This is a genomic window from Nocardia jinanensis (assembly GCF_014645735.1).
GTDB lineage: Bacteria > Actinomycetota > Actinomycetes > Mycobacteriales > Mycobacteriaceae > Nocardia > Nocardia jinanensis.
Genome location: NZ_BMMH01000022.1, coordinates 1 through 16,763 on the forward strand (window position 1 = coordinate 1; position 16,763 = coordinate 16,763).

A 16,763-nucleotide genomic window follows, 5' to 3' on the forward strand; every position below is an offset into this window, starting at 1 on the left:
ATCGGAATAGACGGAAGGTGAAGGCAGAGATGCACCTCGACCAGCCTGAGCAGGCGCACCACTCTGTACCTGCTCAACGGTCGACGACTTCGGACGGCGTGCGACACGCGCTGCGGCTCCGGGGCCGGCCCGACCACGGAGGCGGGATTTGTCACCCACCACAATATGCGAGACTCGGCATCGTGCTCGACGCCGAGGAATCTCCTGTGGACCGGATAACGCCCACGACGGGTGGTGCCGTCGATACCGCAGTTCGCCCCGGCGGTGAGCCGGACGATGCTGCCCGCCCGGCCTTCACCCGATCGACGCCGAAACGTTTCCGGTTCGCGCGCCGGGCCACTGTGCGCCGGTCGCTGCGCCTACTGCACAGTTTCCGGTTCGAGCAGACCGATCCTGCCCGGTTCTACGGCGGTATCGCCACCGACAGCGCCGAGCTGCTCGCCGATTTCTACGCCGATCTCACCGGCCGCGATCTGACCGGCGCCACCGTGCTCGATGTCGGAGGCGGCCCAGGCTATTTCGCCGACGAGTTCGCTCGAGCCGGCGCCCGTTATATTCCGGTGGAACCCGACCCCTCGGAAATGCACGCCGCCGGGATCTCGGTACCGGCCGCGGTCCGCGGTTCCGGGATGGCCCTGCCGTTCCGCGACGACGCGGTCGATATCTGTTTCTCGTCGAATGTGGCCGAGCACGTGCCGGATCCGTGGCGGATGGCCGATGAGATGGTACGGGTGACCAGACCCGGCGGAATGATCGTGCTCTCCTACACGGTGTGGCTCGGCCCGTTCGGCGGCCACGAGACCGGACCCTGGCACTACCTCGGCGGAGAGTACGCCGCCCGGCGGTATCGGCGCCGGAACGGAAAGGAGCCGAAGAACCGTTTCGGCACCTCCCTGTTCGCGATCCGGGCCGCCGACGGTGTGCGCTGGTCGCGGCGCACACCCGCGCACATCGGCGTGCTGTTCCCGCGATACCACCCGCGATGGGCCTGGTGGTTGGTACGGGTGCCCGGAATCCGGGAGCTACTGGTCAGCAATTTGGTGGTGGTCGCGAGCAAACCCGGCTGATCTACAGCGCCACTTGCGCGCGGCTCCGCCCGATCCGGCCGCGCCAGCCGCTGCGGACCACCGGGTCGGCTCGGGTCCACGGTGATTCCCGAATCGCCAGCCCGACGGTTTCCAGGGTGGTGAGCCCCACCAGATCGGCCAGGCCGCCGACCACCGCCACGGCCTCGGCGGCCTGCATAGCCGCTACAGCCTGCTCTGTGGTCAGGGTCCGTCCGGGTAGGAAGGAGACGACCCAGCCGCCGCTGCCAACGCTTTTCGCCTGATGGTCGGTCTGGTCGCTGGTCATCAACGCCCGGCCGATCACTTGCACCGCCATGAACACCTCTCCCAATCGCGGGTATTCGGTTCGATGAATGGAGCGAGCTGATATCTGGCTAACAGCATGCGCCCTCCAGCAACAAAACGCAATAGTGCGTTCGATGAAATACGAACCGCGAGGTCGGATTTCGGAGTAACGACCATCTGGTCTAATAACACACGGACGGCTGATCCGAGGGGAGAATTCGCGAATTCTCTTCGCGTGCGGCATGACACCCGTACACACCGAAAGTGTGCCACAGCCTGCGGTTTCGGCCGTGCCCGAAACGCCGGACACACGAAAGAGCGGCTACAGCAGACGATCTCGGGCGCCGGAGCGAGAAAATTCGGGTAACGAACTAATCGGTAGTCAGCAATGCGCGCAGCACTGGCTGATCGCCGGTCATCGGGTCCTCGACCGCGACCACCTCGACCCGCCAGCCGTCCGGAAGGGCCGATTGCAGCCGGCCCGCGACGCGGTGCAGCGGTGTACTCACCGGGGTATCACCGGAAGATTCCGGGGTGATGAACCCGTCGGCCATATTCCAACCACCTCTCAGGGGTGATCGGCTCGGTCACGAACAGCTGCGGGTGAGCCGATCGGGCGATATCAGGACGGTCCAATCGGGAATGCGTGGTCGTGAGATCCAGACACATCCAGAATAAGACACACGACCTCGTCGAACCCGCCCCCGCACCGGCGAACACCCCTGCCCGTGGCACAACGCGACCCGCGGCGAAAGTTGCTCGCCGCGGGTCGCCGGTGGGAATCCATCGGGTCACCCGGGCCGCAGCCGGATGACCGCGGTGCTCACTGCACGCGCTGTTTGAGCGCCTCGAACTCGTCGCGCACACCCGAGGGCAGCTTGTCGCCGACGAATTCGAACCACTCCTCGATGAGCGGGATCTCGGCCCGCCATTCGTCCACGTTCACCGCGAGCGCCGCGTCGACATCGGCGGCTTTCACGTCCAGCCCGGCCAGATCCATCTGAGCGGCGGTCGGCACATGGCCGATCGCGGTGCTCTCGGCATCGGCGGAACCCTCGATCCGGCCGACGATCCACTCCAGCACCCGGGAGTTCTCGCCGAAGCCGGGCCACAGGAAACGGCCGTCGTCACCGCGCCGGAACCAGTTCACGTAGAAGATCTTGGGCAGTTTGGCCGAATCGGCGTTCTTGCCCAGATTGATCCAGTGGCCCAGGTAGTCGCCCACGTGGTAACCGAGGAACGGCAGCATGGCCATCGGGTCGCGGCGCACGGTGCCGACCTTGCCCTCGGCGGCCGCGGTCTGCTCCGACGACAGCGTGGCGCCCATGAACACGCCGTGCTGCCAATCGAAGGACTCGGTCACCAGCGGCACGGTGGTCTTGCGGCGGCCGCCGAACAGGATCGCCGAGATCGGCACACCCTTCGGGTCGTCCCATTCGGGGGCCAGCGTCGGGCACTGCGACATGGGGGTGCAGTACCGGGAGTTGGGGTGCGCGGCCAGCGTCTCGGTCTCCCGCAGGTACCAGTCGTTGCCCTTCCAGTCGGTCAGGTGATCGGGCTCGCCCTCCAAGCCCTCCCACCACACATCGTTGTCGTCGGTGCGCGCGACATTCGTGTAGACGGTGTTACCGGCCTCCAGCGTCTCCATGGCGTTGGGGTTGGAGGAACGGTTGGTACCGGGCGCGACACCGAAGAAACCGAACTCCGGGTTCACCGCGTACAGGCGGCCGTCCTCACCGAAACGCATCCAGGCGATATCGTCGCCCAAGGTCTCCGCGCGCCAACCCGGCACGGTCGGCTGGATCATGGCGAGGTTGGTCTTACCGCAGGCGCTGGGGAACGCCGCCGCGACGTAGTAGGCCTTGTTCTCCGGAGAGATCAGCTTGAGGATGAGCATGTGCTCGGCCAGCCAGCCCTCGTCGTGGGCCATGGCCGAGGCGATCCGCAGCGAGTAGCACTTCTTGCCGAGCAGCGCGTTCCCGCCGTAGCCGGAACCGTAGCTCCAGATCTCGCGATCCTCGGGGAAGTGGGTGATGTACTTGGTGTCGTTGCACGGCCACGGGACGTCGGCCTGGCCCTCGGCCAGCGGCGCGCCCACCGAATGCAGTGCCTTCACGAAGGGCCGATCCGCGCCCAGCGAGTCCAGCGCCGCCTGGCCCATCCGGGTCATCACCCGCATGGAGACCACGACGTATTCCGAATCGGTGATCTCGACGCCCAGTTTGGGGTCGTCGGCGCCGAGCGGGCCCATGCAGAACGGCACCACGTACATGGTGCGGCCCTTCATCGAGCCCCGGTAGAGCTCGGTCATGGTGGCCCGCATCTCCGCGGGTTCGACCCAGTTGTTGGTCGGCCCGGCGTCGGCCGCGGTCTTCGAACAGATGAAGGTGCGCGATTCGACCCGGGCCACGTCGGAAGGATCGGATAAAGCCAGGAAAGAATTCGGCTTCTTCTTCTCGTCGAGCTTCTGGAATGTGCCCGCCTCGACGAGCTGAGTGGTGAGCCGGTCCCATTCCGCGTCGGAACCGTCCGCCCAGACGACTCGCTCCGGCTGAGTCAGTTCGGCGACCTCCTGAACCCAGGCGAGCAGTTCGCTGTGTTCGGTCGGCGCGGTGCCGTCGGATCCACGAAGACCGGGAATGGTCGCTGAGGTCATGAAAATTCTCCTGAAATGGGCGGCGAAGGTTGCCTCCGCCCTGGCCCTTGGGCCCGTGACCAGCGCGAAAACACCTAGCGCCACCATTGGCGGGTAAGGCTTCCGCAACGGTCCATCCTGTGCACCGCCGGATCGAGGCAGTGTACTCAGGGCGAAGCGGACGCCCAGGTTCCTGTCTAGAGGTTAACGCGGTATTGCGCCCCCTATGGAATCGGGTTGCCGATCTATAGGGGTGGACAAACTAATTTCCGGAAGCCGGTGTCCACTGCTCCAGTATCTGCCTGTCGCGGGCGCAGGCGGCGAGCCGGCCGGGTTGTCCGGTGGTGACGCGGCGCAATGCCGTCTCGAGTTCGGCGACCCGGCGATCCACATCCACCATGCCCGCCGCCGCGGCCCGCACCATTTCGTCGGACAGGTCGGATTCGGTCTCCACCAGCGCCGTCACCGCCCGCTGCTCGAGCTGCGCTTTCACATTCGCCACCGCGTCGGCGACCCATTGCCGCAGGTGATCACGGTCGGCGAGCTGGCGGCGCGCCCGCACCACCCACGCGGCCGCGCCCGCGCCGAGCAGCAGCGTGAACGGAACGCTGGCCGCGTCGAGGGCCGGTACCAATGCCAGCGGAGACACCATCAGCCGTCCCAGACCGACGCCGGCCGAGGCGCCCAGCACGATCATGAGGTGATCTTCGACACCCCCGCGCCGGGGTTGCGGATCAGGACCGAGCGTGGGCGCCGGCTCGTACCGGAGCGCCGATGCGCCCTCCGGTGGTGCCACGCTCGCGGGGTGCGCGGTCGCTGCCCGTACCCGCAATTCGGTCAGCCGGGCGGCGATATCCAGATCCACCGTCGCGGTCAGCTGACCCACCGCCTGTCGCAGTCGCTCCGGGAAAGCACGGCGGCCCGCCCCGTCCATACTGTCGAGTTCGGCCCGGGCCTCGGTATGCAGCGCCCGGACCCGGGAACCGACCTGGGTGAGCAGATCGACCCGGGCCAGATTGATCTGGGCGCGCAGCGTGGACACCGCCACCGCGCGACCGCCGTCGCGATCGGCCAGCAGCCGGGCCCGTTCCCCCCGCAGCAATTCCGCCTCGGTACCCGACCGCAGCAGCGCTTCCTCCTGCACGATGCGCTCCCGGGTACCGGCGACGACCTGCGCGACCGCCGCCGTACGCCGCGCGGCCGCGGTCGAGGTATCGGTGGTGAACTCGACCAGCCGGGCGTGCAGCGCCGCGAGCCCGGAACGATCGAGCAAGGTCGAATCGGCGCCGGTCCGCGCGGCCATGGCCAGGCGGGCCGAGACGGGCACGATCTCGCAGTCCAGATCCGCGGCGGCCAGCAACCCGGCGCTGCGATCCCGGACCAGCTGCCAGTCCTTGTGCGCATGGGTGCCGTTCAGCACCAGCAGCACCCGCGCCCCCTCGGCACACAACCGGCGCACAGTGTCCAGCTCCGCCGCGCCGATAACCACTCCGGCGTCCAGGATCAGCAGCACCACCGCTCCCGGCACCGCGCTCACCCACGGATCGGACGTGGGCGCGCTCAGATCTATACGCGGTTCGATACGGGTCAGCTCGGTGCGCAGCAGGGCGGTATTGGCATCGTCGGCGCCGACGAGCCGGATCTGCGCGGCGGTGCCGGTCACCGACATCGTGCGCAACAGGCCCATCCCCTGTGGATTCCAGCGCGCCACCACCTCGGCGACCCGGTCGGGCAGTCCGTGTTCGGCCGGAACCGTAGCCTCGCTCACCGAGTCCCGGGAGGTTTCCGGGAGACCCGCGTCCGCCGGACCCCGGTCAGAGTCCGACACTGCTCATCCGCTCCCACATGCGGACATATCCGTTGTGGACCCGGATGGCCGCGCGACGCGCGGCCGGCGACATCTCACCGGCCACCACCGCCCGCCACCGGATGGCGCGGGCCAGCGCGTCGTCGGCGTCCTCGGGCTCCGGCCGGGGATAGCCCGCGGCCAGATGAGCGACCTCCGGGTCGACCAGACCGCCGCACAGGGCAAGCCACCGGGCCTCGTCGGTGTCCAGATATTCGGTGATCAGCGCCCGCGCCCGGCTGCGCCCGTGCGGTACCGCGCGGGCCGCCAACCGGGTCAGTTCGTCGATCAGCGTGCCGGCTCGCCGGGCTATCGCCTGCTGATAGCGCTGCCCGAGCAGTCGCGCCACCGGATCGATCCCGCTGACCGTGTGCAGAATCTGGAGCACGGTCTGCGGCGCGAGTTCCGGTTCGCGTTCCAGCGCGGCCAGCACACACGCCAGTCCGTACAGGTCCCAGCGTTCGAGTAGTTCCGCACGTGCGGCGGTATCGGGGCCGGCGGCCGGTGAGACGAACGCCTCGGCGGATACCGTCGCCGCGGTCCCGGATTGCGCCAACCGGCGCAGCAACGCCAGATCGGTTTCCTGGAAGGCACCGGAAACGGTCCGCGCGGCCAGCGACCCGACCACAGGGAACGCGGGCAGACCGAATTCCCGGCCGAACTGCCGGGCCGCCCCTACCGCGTCGGCCCAGCCGGTGCCGATCGCGTCGGCCTTGTTCAGCACCAGGATCGTGCGTTCCGGGCGCAACGACGCGAGAATCCGGCGGTCCCCCGGCGACGGGGTACTGGCCAGGACGTAGACGACGATATCGGCGTCCAGCACTGGATCGGGGAAGCCCGGTTCGTCCACCGGCGCGGTCTCCACCCCCGGTTGAAGCCCGAGAGCTCCGGACACCGTGGTCCGCCCGGCCCGGGTGCGCCCGGCGACCTGCGCGCGCGGCAGGGTCCGCCAGCGCTGTACCGCCACCTCGATACCGTTCGCGATCCCCGCGTCCGTGCCGTCGCCCATCCGGAGCGCGGAGATCATCCGATCCAGCGGATCCCCCGGCCCCACCTCACGCATATATCCGTCCGATCCCTCTACTACCGCCACGTGCCTCACCCCCTTCTTCCGGTGCGCATTCTGTCAGAACCGGGGCCCTGCCGCGGCGGGTGCGGACCGAGTCGGTCCTACCAACCGGTAGCCCCTACCGGTCCGTTGCGGCCCCGAACCGGCCATGCTGGACAATAGGGCTGTGAACGACGCCGTGCATCCCAGCTCCGACTCCGTTCCGGTCGCTCTCTCGGAAACATCCGGCGATACCGGCGGCCGGCAGCGACGGCATGCCGGTTCCCGCCTGTACCCGCGGGTCACCAGCTTCCGTTCCCGGCGCGGCGCGCTCACCCCCAAACAGCAGAAATCCTGGGACCGCACCTGGCCGGTACTCGGTCGCGAGGTCGCCGACGAACCGCTCGACGCCGACGCCTGGTTCGACCGGCGAGCACCGCTGGTGATAGAGATCGGCTGTGGAACCGGCACCGCGACCGCCGCGATGGCCCTGGCCGAACCCGAGCTGAACCTGATCGGGATCGAGGTGTACCGCCCCGGATTGGCCCAGCTCGTCCAGCGGATCGAGCGCGAGGAGATCGGTAATATCCGGCTACTGCGCGGCGATGCTGTAGATGTGCTGGAGAACATGATTGCTCCCGGATCGCTGACCGGCGTGCGGGTGTTCTTCCCGGACCCGTGGCCCAAGGCCCGCCACCACAAGCGCCGGCTGCTGCAGCCCGCCACCGTCGCCCTCATCGCCGACCGGTTGCGGACCGGTGGTGTGCTGCACGTGGCCACCGACCACGCCGGGTACGCCGAGCACATCGCCGCGGTCGGCGCGGCCGAACCCCTGCTCATCGGGTTGAACGAGACCACGGGCGGGACGAGCGCCGAGCAACGCGAGGCCGCGCCGATCGGTTTCGAGCGTCCGGTCACCAAATTCGAGAGCAAGGCACACACCGCCGGTAGTGCGATCAACGAGTTCATATGGGGCAAGATCGAATGATGAGCGTCAGTGAGATGGCCCCGGCCGGCGACGAGGTTGCCGGAAGTCTGCACGATTCCGGCGACGAGGCCGTCGGCCCCGAAACCGACGGGCTGCGCCGGGTCCTGCTGGTCTGGGACGCGCCGAACCTGGACATGGGCCTGGGTGCCATCCTGGGCGGGCGGCCCACCGCCGCCTATCGGCCTCGTTTCGACGCGCTCGGCCGGTGGCTGCTGGCCCGTACCTCCGAACTCTCGGCCGGCGAGAAGCAGCGGCTGGAACCGGAAGCCACCGTGTTCACCAATATCGCTCCCGGGACCGCGGATGTGGTCCGGCCGTGGGTCGAGGCGCTACGCAATGTCGGTTACGCCGTCTTCGCCAAGCCGAAGATCGACGAGGATTCCGATGTCGATTCGGATATGCTCGGCCATATCGCCCAGCGCACCCGGGGTTCGGGTCTGGCCGGAATCATCGTGGCCTCGGCCGACGGCCAGGCGTTCCGCGAACCGCTCGAGCTGCTGGCCGGTGAGGGCATCCCGGTTCAGGTGCTCGGCTTCCGCGAGCACGCGAGTTGGGCAGTAACATCCGATACTCTCGAATTCGTCGACCTCGAGGACATCCCGGGAGTTTTCCGTGAACCGCTCCCACGGGTGAGCCTCGACTCGCTGCCCGACGAGGGTGCCTGGCTGCAGCCGTTCCGGCCGCTGTCGGCGCTACTCACCTCTCGCCCCGCACAAGGAGTCGCTTAAGTGTTCACCCGCTGGGGCGATCTGGTCTATCGGTTGCGATTCGCCGTTATCGGAGTGGTCGTCGCCGGGATGCTGGGCCTGGGGGCCTACGGTCTCGGTCTGGCGGATCATCTCAGCTCCAGTGGGTTGTTCGATCCGAACTCCGAGTCGGTGGCGGCCGCCGAGCTCTCCGACGGAGCGTGGGGCCGCGATCACAATGCCGATGTGCTGGTGTTGTACACCGCGCCCGAGGGCCAGACGATCGATACCGACCCCGCGTTCCGGGACAAGATCGTCGACAGCTTGAACAGGCTGCCGAAGGAGTATCCGGATCAGATAGCCCAGGTGAAGGGCGCCTATTGGAAAACCGAGACCGGTGAGGCCCAGCCCGCGGTGTTCGGTTCCCAGGACAAGACCAAGACCTTCGCCTCGATCGCGATCGTCGGTGACAACGACACCGACATGGTCCGCAACTTTCGCGCCGTCAAGGACGTTTTCGACATCGAAGGCGTGAATGTGCAGGTCGCGGGACTGCAGCCGGTGTCGGGCACGCTCAACGACACCATGGCGCACGACCAGCACCGCATGGAGATCCTGGCCATCCCCGCCGTGGGCATCCTGCTGTTCTTCATCTTCGGCGGCGTGGTGGCCGCGGCCCTGCCGCTGATCATCGGTGGCCTGACCATCATCAGCGCGAACGGCATCATCATGATGCTGACGAAATTCACCGAAGTGAACTCGTTCGTCGGGGCGGTGGTGTCGATGATCGGCCTCGGCCTGGCCATCGACTACGGACTTTTCATCGTCAGCCGGTTCCGAGAGGAATTGGCCGAGGGTTACGACACCAAGGCCGCGGTCCGGCGATCGGTGACCACCGCGGGCCGGACCGTCATCTTCTCCGCGACCATGATCATCGCCAGCCTCGGCGGCCTGCTGCTGTTCCCGCAGGGCTTCCTGAAATCGATGGCCTACGGCACCATCGCCACCGTCGCGCTGGCCGCCCTGGCCTCGATCACCCTGTTGCCCGCCATGCTGAGTGTGCTGGGCAAACGGGTGGACATGCTCAGCTTCAAGCAGATCCGCAGGACCAAATCCGCCGAGGAGGTGGAGGCCAGCTTCTGGGGCCGGGCCACCACCTGGGTCATGCAGCACCCCCTCAAGATCGCCATCCCGATCTGCGTACTGCTCCTGCTGCTGATCATCCCGGTGAAGAACCTGGCCTTCGGCGGTATGAGCGAACGCTATCTGCCGCCGGACAATGCCACTCGCGTCGCGCAGGAGGAATTCGACCAGACCTTCCCGCTTCGCCAATCCGATCCGATCCAGTTGGTCTTCATCGGAGAGAACACCAGGTCCATCGCGAAAGTGATGAAGGAGGCCGACAAGGCTCCGGGTCTGGCGGATTCCTCCGGCTTCTCGGTTCCCTCCCAATCCCCCGAGCGCAAGGATCTCTTCCGCTCGAGCGCGACCCTGCTCGATTCCGAGGACTACGAACCGACTGTCGACTATCTCCGGTCGATCGAGGTCCCCGACGATGTGACCATGCTGGTCGGCGGTCAGCCGACACTGCAGATGGACAGTATCGACGCGCTCCTGGACCGAATACCACTGATGATCGCCCTGGTGCTGTTGGTCACCACGGTGCTGATGTTCCTGACATTCGGATCGCTGGTGTTGCCCATCAAGGCCGCGCTGATGAGCGCGCTCGGCCTCGGTTCCACGCTCGGCATCCTGACCTGGATATTCGTCGACGGTCACGGCGCCGGCCTGCTCAACTTCACGCCGCAGGCGATCATGTCGCCGGTGCTGGTGCTGATCATCGCGATCATCTACGGACTGTCCACCGACTACGAGGTGTTCCTGCTGTCGCGGATGGTCGAGGCCCGCGCCCAGGGCGCCTCCACCACCGAAGCGGTACGTATCGGCACGGCGCACACCGGCCGCATCATCACCGCGGCGGCCCTGATCCTGCTGGTGGTGACCGGCGCTTTCGCGTTCTCCGATCTGGTGATGATGCAGTACATCGCCTACGGCATGATCGCCGCGCTCATCATCGACGCCACCATCCTGCGGATGCTGCTCGTCCCGGCGACCATGAAACTGCTCGGCGACGACTGCTGGTGGGCTCCGGCCTGGATGAAGCGGATCCAGCAGAAGATCGGTTTGGGCGAACCCATCCTGGACGATGAGCGCCCCGGCGGTGGCGATGTGGTCGACCTGGTCAAGACCACTCCGGTCACCGATCCGGTCACCATGCAGATGCCGGCGATCGGCACCGAGAAGCAACGCAAAACCCCGGTGCTCAAACGCAGCCGCGAGGAGATCGAGGCCGCCGCGCCCACCGCGCATATGCAGGCGGTGCCGAAGGGACAGCGCAAGAGCGCCCGCAAACAGGCCCCCGCCGAGCCGACGGCTCCCAAACAGCAGATGCCCACCCCACCGGACCCGACGCGTCCGCGCGCGAACCCGCCCGCGGACGGTCCCGGTGAATCCGGCCGCAGCGCTCCCGAGGAGTCCACCGGCCGCGGTCCGCGCCCGCCCGCCGAGGGGCACAGCCCGCAGCCGGCCGCGATGCGGTCTCCTGCCGAGGGCCAGGCACCGAACCGTAATCCGCAGCAGCCCGCGGGTCGTTCCGAGCCCGGTGCGACTCCGCAGCCCGGTTCGGCCCCGGTCCGTCCTCCGGCCCGCGCACCCGAACCCGGTCGCGGCGCCCCGGGCCCCGAAACCGGCCGCGGCCCCGGCGCTCCTGGTCCCGAAGCCGCCCGCCGCCCCGGCGCTCCTGGTCCCGAAGCCGCCCGCCGCCCCGGCGCTCCAGGTCCCGAAGCCGCCCGCCGCCCCGGCCCGCGCAACGATTTCCGGCCGCAACCCGGTAACCAGCCCGGTCCGGGCCGCCCTCAGGCGAACCAGGCCGGCCCGGACCAGCCCGCGCCCCCCGCCGACGGGCAGCGCACTCCGCCCCCGGGTCGGCCCCAGGCAGGCCGGCCCCAGCCCGGTTTCGCCACGCCGAACCTACGGGGTCTGTTCGCCTCGGAGCCGACCGAGGATGCCGAGAGCCAGAATGCGAGCGGGCGCACCGTCTACCCGACACCGGCCGACGCTCCTCCCGTGCCGCCCACTCCACAGCAGGCCCGGACCAGCGCACCGCGCCCGCGGCCGGACAGTTCATCGCGGATACCCGGCGCGCCCGGGCAGCCCGGCGGTACCGCCAGACCGCCCGCGCCACCGCGTCCGCCGGCCCCCGAAGGACGCCCGCCCGGTCGGCCCGGACCCGGACAGCCCGGCGGGCGAGCGGGCGACGGTAACCGGCCCGCCCCCGGCCAGGGTCCCGCGCGACCGCCGGTTCCGCCGCGCCGCACGGGCCCGGATGCCCAACCGGGACCGCCCGATACGCGGTCGCCACAGGACCAGGGTTCGCAGCCGCGGCCGCTCCCCCGGATTCCCGATCCCGGTACCGCTCCAGGCGGGCCCGCCTCGGGTCTGCCCGAACTCCCGCGCCGGGTGCCGGGCGCCCAGCCTCCGGCAGTGCCCGGTCTCTACCGTGCCCCGGAGCCGCCGACCCGGCCCGCCCAACGTCCCGCTCCCGGCACACAGCGACCCGACAGCCTGGCCCAGCAATCCGCCGAAGAGCCCGGCGCCCAGCAGAATCCGGATCCCCGCGAACGCAACAGCATCGAATCGTGGATGGCGGGTCTGCGTTCCGCACGCCGTCAGCAGGCCGGTACCCCGGCCGATGACAGCGGTCGCCACCAGCACGGTGAGGGCCGGTCGGTCAGCGTGAACGAATTGCTGCGCCGCCGCGAACAGGATTAGCGGCGCCCGGGATTCACTGTCCGAGCAGTCGCCGCCAGTGGGCCATGAAGGGCTGTTTGGCGGTGACCGATCCGAATCGGACCCGGCCGTGCACCAGCAGATGCAGCGGGCCGATCGGCGGGCCACTGCGCACTTTGTTGTTGACGCTGGACCCGACCAGTTCGAGGCCATCCAGATCGACCGTGGCCTCCTGCGGCACCACCAGGGTGAGCGAACTCGCGTAGTCGTCGACCTGGATCTCCACCACCTGGGTGGTCATGATCGCCTGGGTGAAATCCAGAGTCACCCCGGACAACCAGCTGTTGACCCGCAGCATGGGAGCGACCTGCCAGTTGCCCCGGCGGTTGACCCCCGACATACGCGGCCGGATGGCCCCGCCCTGCACCACGCCTGCCAGACCCGAGGCGGCGGCGTGGCCCGGTTGCGGTAGCGGTACGGGCTTACCGTGACCCGCCGCCCGCTCGGTCGCCGGTTCGCCGATCAACCGAACCCCGGGCAGGTCGACGAGCACCGAGTTCAGTTCACCGCGGGTCCGGGAGGCCAGCGCGGTATCCATCCGCTCGGTGAACTCCCCCAGGGAGAGCATGCCCAGACCGACCGCACGCTGCAGCAGCTGCCCGACGTGTTCCCGTTCCGCATCGGAAACACGCAGGTCCCGGTTGACCACCTGGCCACCGGAACCCGTACCGTCGTAAACCGGATCGGGGCCGTTCATAGATCCGAGATTACCCAGCGGCGCCGGGATCCCGCATCAGGGCATTCCCGGATGCGGGGGTGGCACGGGCCACGGTCAGCCCTGCTCATCTCGGGTTTCCCGCTGATCGGCGACCGTACTCGTCCCTGGGCCGAGGCCGGTAGGTCGCGGGTCCGGGTCACCGGTTCGGGCGAGCGGCAGCCGGCGCTGTGCCTCGGCGAGGAGGGCACCGATATCGAAACGGCCCAGGGTCTGTGTGCCGACCGTGGAATGGTCACCACTCTCCGGTGAATCCGGTTCGGCCACATAGATACCTTTACGGTCCGGTGTCAGCTCACCCAGCATCTCCTCGGGGTCCGTGGCGAGCAGCGAGCGGATGGCGGTATTGAGCACGGCGACCAGCGGCACCGCGAGCAGACCACCGGCGATACCGCCCAGCACCACACCGGCGGCGATCGCGAGCACCACCGCGAGCGGATGGATCCGCACCGCCCGCCCGAGCAACAGCGGTTGCAGCACATGCCCCTCCAGTTGCATCACCGCGACGATGATGCCGAGCACGATGAGCGCGGTCACGAAACCCTTGGTCACCAGCGCGATGAACACCGCCACGAAACCGGCCAGGAACGCGCCGATGATCGGAATGAACGCGCTGATGAACACCAGGGAACCCAGCGGCAGCGCGAGCGGTACGCCCAGCAGGGCCAGCCCGGCACCGATACTGATCGCGTCCACCGCGGCGACCACGACAGTGGCCCGCACGAAACCCACCAGCGAGCCGAATCCGAGTTCCCCGGCGGTGCGCACCCGTTCCCGGTGCGCGGCCGGCACTACACGGGTGATGAAACGCCAGATCTGGTCGCCGCTGTAGAGCAGGAAGATGAGGATGAACAGGGTCAGGAAAGTACCCGTCAGGATGTGACCGATCATGGTGGCGGTGGTGAGCGCACCGTTGGTGAGCGTGTCCTGATTGGACTGGATGGCCCGGACCGCCGCATCACCGGCATTGCGGATCTGCTCATCGCTCAGATGCATCGGACCGTTGATGGCCCAGTCCTGCACCTGGTGGATGCTGTTGGTGAACTCGTCGGACAGCTGCGGCACACCCACCACGAACTGCTCCACCACAAAGGTGACCACGCCGGCGACCAGCCCCAGCGAGCCGACCAGCGCCACGAAAACACCGATCCCGCGGGGCAGCCCGCGACGCTGCATCCAATCCACCAGTGGCGCGAGCAGCGCTGCCGCCAGCATGGCGATGGCCAGCGGGATCACCACGGTGTCGAGCCGCCGCACCGCCGCCGCTAGCACCCCGACCAGGGCGAAGATCACCAGCAGCCGCCAGGCCCATTCGGCGGTCTGCCGGACGATGGGGTGAACGGCGTCTGCGGCAGATGGTTTCGGCTCGGTCACCCGATCGAGCCTAGTCACGGTGGCCGCAAGGTTGCGGAAGTACACAGAACGCGCGGACGGAGGACCGGACTGCCGCGCCGCTTCACGGCTGATCTGTCACCAGTTCGATCCCCAGCAACACCGCTTTGTCGATGACCCGGCCCAGCTCCAGATCGATTTCGAACTCGGACGGCGCAGCACCACACTTCGCGATCATCGCCCGCGCTTCCTCCCGGATGCGCTCCTTGTCCGATACGAACCGCGATACCCCGAAGGCAGGCGCGTACAAGTACCACTGCGACCCGCAGCAACTCACCTCGACTGTGAACAGCATGACCGCCCTTTGTTCGTCATTGGCTTGCACGCCGCGCCGAGGAGAAGACACCCGGCGCGGCGGCTGAGACGAAGCTACGAACGTCCAGGCGCGACGGTCTACATCTATGCACAATAATGCACAATAATGAGAAAACGCGGCTAACTCGTGAAGTGCTCAGCCACACTAGCTGGTAGAGCATCATGCTCGAGCATTACTGACAGGAGGATCACGCGATGCGGTTAACATTCCTCGGCAAGGGCGGAAGCGAATCCCAGGGCTGCCCCGCGCTGTATGCAACCGACGAGAACAGCTACCTGGTTCAGGGGTGGGAGACAGACTTACTCGGCACCGTCGAGATACCTCACCTGCTGACAGGATTCGCCGAGCCCGACACCTACCTGGGCGCGAACATGACCGACACCGGGAGAGGCACGTTCCGGCTCAGTGGCCAGCCCGTGACCGATCCGGCGGTAGTCGGCCAGCTCGATCTCGCCGGCGACGAGACCGCAATCCTGGTCGCCAAGCGAGAGAGGACGTTTTTCGGCAATGCTGCTAGTCGCGGATGATCCCTGGACAGATTGGTTCCATGGATTACAGCGCAGCGCGTTTCACCTCGAAGTACGAGACTCCTACGTCGAACCTTCCGAGGACAACCGGTTTCGGGCGTTCCTCGCAGGTGAGGCCGTACCGGATGAGCCGCCGGTACCGTGGCACGCGCTCATGCACAGGGTCACCGGTCGAGGCGTTTCGGTGACGCGCGTGCGAGTAGTGACCGTCCCGCACAGCGACTACCACCGGTGGTTGTTGTCCATCACCGGTCGCAATATCCGGTCAGGGGAGGACATCCGGTACCTGCCACGGCATGATGCGGGAGAGGTTCCGCCGGATGACTTCTGGCTGTTCGATGACGAACGGGTGGTCTATAACCTTGCAGATGACGGTGGTAGGCCCGCAGGAGCGGCATTGACGACAGATCCGAGGATCGTGGACTACTGCCGGAGTGTTCGAGACAGGTTCTGGAAGCTGGCGACGCCGTACATGGAGTACGTCACGTCGTGACCGGCTCCATTCACCAGCAGCGCGAAGCTCTCGGGGGTCGGCTCCGGGAGCTTCGCCTCAACGCGGGCTTATCCGGAGCGGAGCTGGCCCGCCGGAGCGGTTGGCACCAAACCAAGGTGCCAAAGGTGGAGTACGGCAAGATCAAACCGTCCCGCGACGATATCCGGGCATGGTGCGAGCACTGCAACGCCGTGGACCAAGCTCCGGACCTGGTGGCCAGTCTGGACAACATCGACACCGCATACCAGGAGTGGCGCAAGGTGCTCGGGACCGGCACCAAGAGGCGCCAGCATGCGCTGGTCGGCTTGACCGAGGCCGCCGAGATCATCCGCATCTACAACCCGTACTTCATTCCAGGATTCCTCCAAACCGCCGAATACGCCGCCGTGGTTCTACAGAACGTGAGCAGCTTCTATCAGACACCCAGCGACATCGAGGCCGGCGTAGCCAAACGGCTCGAGCGCCAGCAGCTGATATATCGAGGAAACCGCCGGTTCCACTTGCTGATCGGAGAACAGGCGTTGTCGACCACGGTCGGCAGCGATGAAGTGATGATCGGCCAGCTCGACCGTTTGCTTGCCATCACAGGGCTGCCGCGGGTGAGCTTCGGAATTGTGCCGGCTGCCGCTGAAATCCCGTTCCCCCCGACCAACTTCTCGATGTTCGATAACACCATCGTTCTGGTAGAGGGGATATCCGCGGAGCTGACTATCACTCAGCCGAGGGAGGTCGACCTATACGGACGAGCGTTCGACACCCTGGCGGTGCAGTCGGTCACCGGGGACGACGCCCGGGGGTTGATCCGGGCCACGCTGGAACGTCGGCGCTAGAAAGGTCGGCCATGCTGTGACACATCCGGTCTCGCGGTCTTCGGAAACGCTGGGACACCTTCTCGAACTCCGTTACTGGCCACCAG

Annotated in this window: 15 protein-coding genes; 7 read left to right on the forward strand and 8 right to left on the reverse strand. The window is 67.5% G+C overall.

What is annotated here, in order from left to right; all coding sequences use genetic code 11:
- The first annotated feature begins 341 nt into the window (after nucleotides 1-341).
- Nucleotides 342-1,067: a class I SAM-dependent methyltransferase gene (locus tag IEY68_RS30190; protein WP_058853981.1), complete on the forward strand. Its 726-nt coding sequence runs from the start codon at nucleotides 342-344 to the stop codon at nucleotides 1,065-1,067.
- Between the two features lies 1 nt (nucleotide 1,068).
- Here IEY68_RS30190 and IEY68_RS30195 read toward each other — a convergent pair whose 3' ends face one another.
- The 5 genes from IEY68_RS30195 to IEY68_RS30215 all read right to left on the reverse strand — a co-directional run bounded on the left by IEY68_RS30195 (nucleotide 1,069) and on the right by IEY68_RS30215 (nucleotide 6,926).
- Nucleotides 1,069-1,383 (reverse strand): hypothetical protein, encoded by a 315-nt coding sequence (locus IEY68_RS30195; protein ID WP_058853982.1) that lies wholly within the window; start codon nucleotides 1,381-1,383, stop codon nucleotides 1,069-1,071.
- Between the two features lie 340 nt (nucleotides 1,384-1,723).
- Nucleotides 1,724-1,906: a hypothetical protein gene (locus IEY68_RS30200; protein ID WP_058853976.1), complete on the reverse strand. Its 183-nt coding sequence runs from the start codon at nucleotides 1,904-1,906 to the stop codon at nucleotides 1,724-1,726.
- A gap of 269 nt (nucleotides 1,907-2,175) precedes the next feature.
- Nucleotides 2,176-4,008, reverse strand: coding sequence for a phosphoenolpyruvate carboxykinase (GTP) (locus IEY68_RS30205; RefSeq protein WP_058853977.1), 1,833 nt, complete (start codon nucleotides 4,006-4,008; stop codon nucleotides 2,176-2,178).
- 241 nt (nucleotides 4,009-4,249) lie between these two features.
- On the reverse strand, nucleotides 4,250-5,815 hold the full coding sequence (locus tag IEY68_RS30210; protein ID WP_082681208.1) for a hypothetical protein: 1,566 nt from the start codon (nucleotides 5,813-5,815) through the stop codon (nucleotides 4,250-4,252).
- Entirely contained in the window at nucleotides 5,802-6,926 is a 1,125-nt protein-coding gene (locus tag IEY68_RS30215) for a hypothetical protein (RefSeq protein ID WP_229719129.1), read from the reverse strand. The genes IEY68_RS30210 and IEY68_RS30215 overlap by 14 nt, the downstream gene beginning before the upstream one ends.
- A 124-nt stretch (nucleotides 6,927-7,050) precedes the next feature.
- On the opposite strand from IEY68_RS30215, the gene trmB reads away from it, so the two are divergent.
- From trmB to IEY68_RS30230, 3 genes are read left to right on the forward strand one after another with little or no spacing between them, the layout of a single operon-like run.
- Nucleotides 7,051-7,869, forward strand: coding sequence for a tRNA (guanosine(46)-N7)-methyltransferase TrmB (gene trmB / locus IEY68_RS30220; protein ID WP_082681209.1), 819 nt, complete (start codon nucleotides 7,051-7,053; stop codon nucleotides 7,867-7,869).
- Nucleotides 7,869-8,597 carry an NYN domain-containing protein gene (locus IEY68_RS30225; protein WP_058853979.1) on the forward strand — a complete coding sequence of 243 codons (729 nt, stop codon included), beginning with the start codon at nucleotides 7,869-7,871 and terminating at the stop codon, nucleotides 8,595-8,597. The genes trmB and IEY68_RS30225 overlap by 1 nt, the downstream gene beginning before the upstream one ends.
- Nucleotides 8,598-12,386, forward strand: coding sequence for an MMPL family transporter (locus IEY68_RS30230; RefSeq protein ID WP_062999958.1), 3,789 nt, complete (start codon nucleotides 8,598-8,600; stop codon nucleotides 12,384-12,386).
- Between the two features lie 13 nt (nucleotides 12,387-12,399).
- Here the strand turns inward: IEY68_RS30230 and IEY68_RS30235 are convergent, their stop codons facing one another.
- The 3 genes from IEY68_RS30235 to IEY68_RS30245 form a co-directional block, all read right to left on the reverse strand.
- On the reverse strand, nucleotides 12,400-13,053 hold the full coding sequence (locus IEY68_RS30235) for a DUF1707 SHOCT-like domain-containing protein (protein ID WP_189094574.1): 654 nt from the start codon (nucleotides 13,051-13,053) through the stop codon (nucleotides 12,400-12,402).
- A gap of 123 nt (nucleotides 13,054-13,176) precedes the next feature.
- Nucleotides 13,177-14,493, reverse strand: coding sequence for an AI-2E family transporter (locus tag IEY68_RS30240; RefSeq protein ID WP_189094562.1), 1,317 nt, complete (start codon nucleotides 14,491-14,493; stop codon nucleotides 13,177-13,179).
- An 82-nt stretch (nucleotides 14,494-14,575) separates the two neighbouring features.
- Complete coding sequence (locus tag IEY68_RS30245) at nucleotides 14,576-14,806, reverse strand: hypothetical protein (RefSeq protein ID WP_062999967.1); 231 nt, start codon at nucleotides 14,804-14,806, stop codon at nucleotides 14,576-14,578.
- 215 nt (nucleotides 14,807-15,021) lie between these two features.
- Between IEY68_RS30245 and IEY68_RS30250 the strand changes: the two genes are divergently transcribed.
- From IEY68_RS30250 to IEY68_RS30260, 3 genes are read left to right on the forward strand one after another with little or no spacing between them, the layout of a single operon-like run.
- A complete protein-coding gene (locus IEY68_RS30250; protein ID WP_062999969.1) occupies nucleotides 15,022-15,354 on the forward strand; it encodes a hypothetical protein in 333 nt (110 codons plus the stop codon).
- Entirely contained in the window at nucleotides 15,335-15,847 is a 513-nt protein-coding gene (locus tag IEY68_RS30255; protein WP_062999998.1) for a DUF6879 family protein, read from the forward strand. The genes IEY68_RS30250 and IEY68_RS30255 overlap by 20 nt, the downstream gene beginning before the upstream one ends.
- Nucleotides 15,844-16,677: a helix-turn-helix domain-containing protein gene (locus IEY68_RS30260; RefSeq protein WP_062999971.1), complete on the forward strand. Its 834-nt coding sequence runs from the start codon at nucleotides 15,844-15,846 to the stop codon at nucleotides 16,675-16,677. Before IEY68_RS30255 ends, IEY68_RS30260 begins: the two co-directional genes overlap by 4 nt.
- Nucleotides 16,678-16,763: the final 86 nt, after the last annotated feature.

Bases quoted from the DNA above. Each gene is read 5' to 3' on its own strand.
- IEY68_RS30195 (WP_058853982.1), bottom strand. From the start codon at position 1,383: ATGGCGGTGCAAGTGATCGGCCGGGCGTTGATGACCAGCGACCAGACC.
- IEY68_RS30200 (WP_058853976.1), bottom strand. From the start codon at position 1,906: ATGGCCGACGGGTTCATCACCCCGGAATCTTCCGGTGATACCCCGGTG.
- IEY68_RS30205 (WP_058853977.1), bottom strand. From the start codon at position 4,008: ATGACCTCAGCGACCATTCCCGGTCTTCGTGGATCCGACGGCACCGCG.
- trmB (WP_082681209.1), top strand. From the start codon at position 7,051: ATGCTGGACAATAGGGCTGTGAACGACGCCGTGCATCCCAGCTCCGAC.
- IEY68_RS30225 (WP_058853979.1), top strand. From the start codon at position 7,869: ATGAGCGTCAGTGAGATGGCCCCGGCCGGCGACGAGGTTGCCGGAAGT.
- IEY68_RS30245 (WP_062999967.1), bottom strand. From the start codon at position 14,806: ATGCTGTTCACAGTCGAGGTGAGTTGCTGCGGGTCGCAGTGGTACTTG.
- IEY68_RS30250 (WP_062999969.1), top strand. From the start codon at position 15,022: ATGCGGTTAACATTCCTCGGCAAGGGCGGAAGCGAATCCCAGGGCTGC.
- IEY68_RS30255 (WP_062999998.1), top strand. From the start codon at position 15,335: ATGCTGCTAGTCGCGGATGATCCCTGGACAGATTGGTTCCATGGATTA.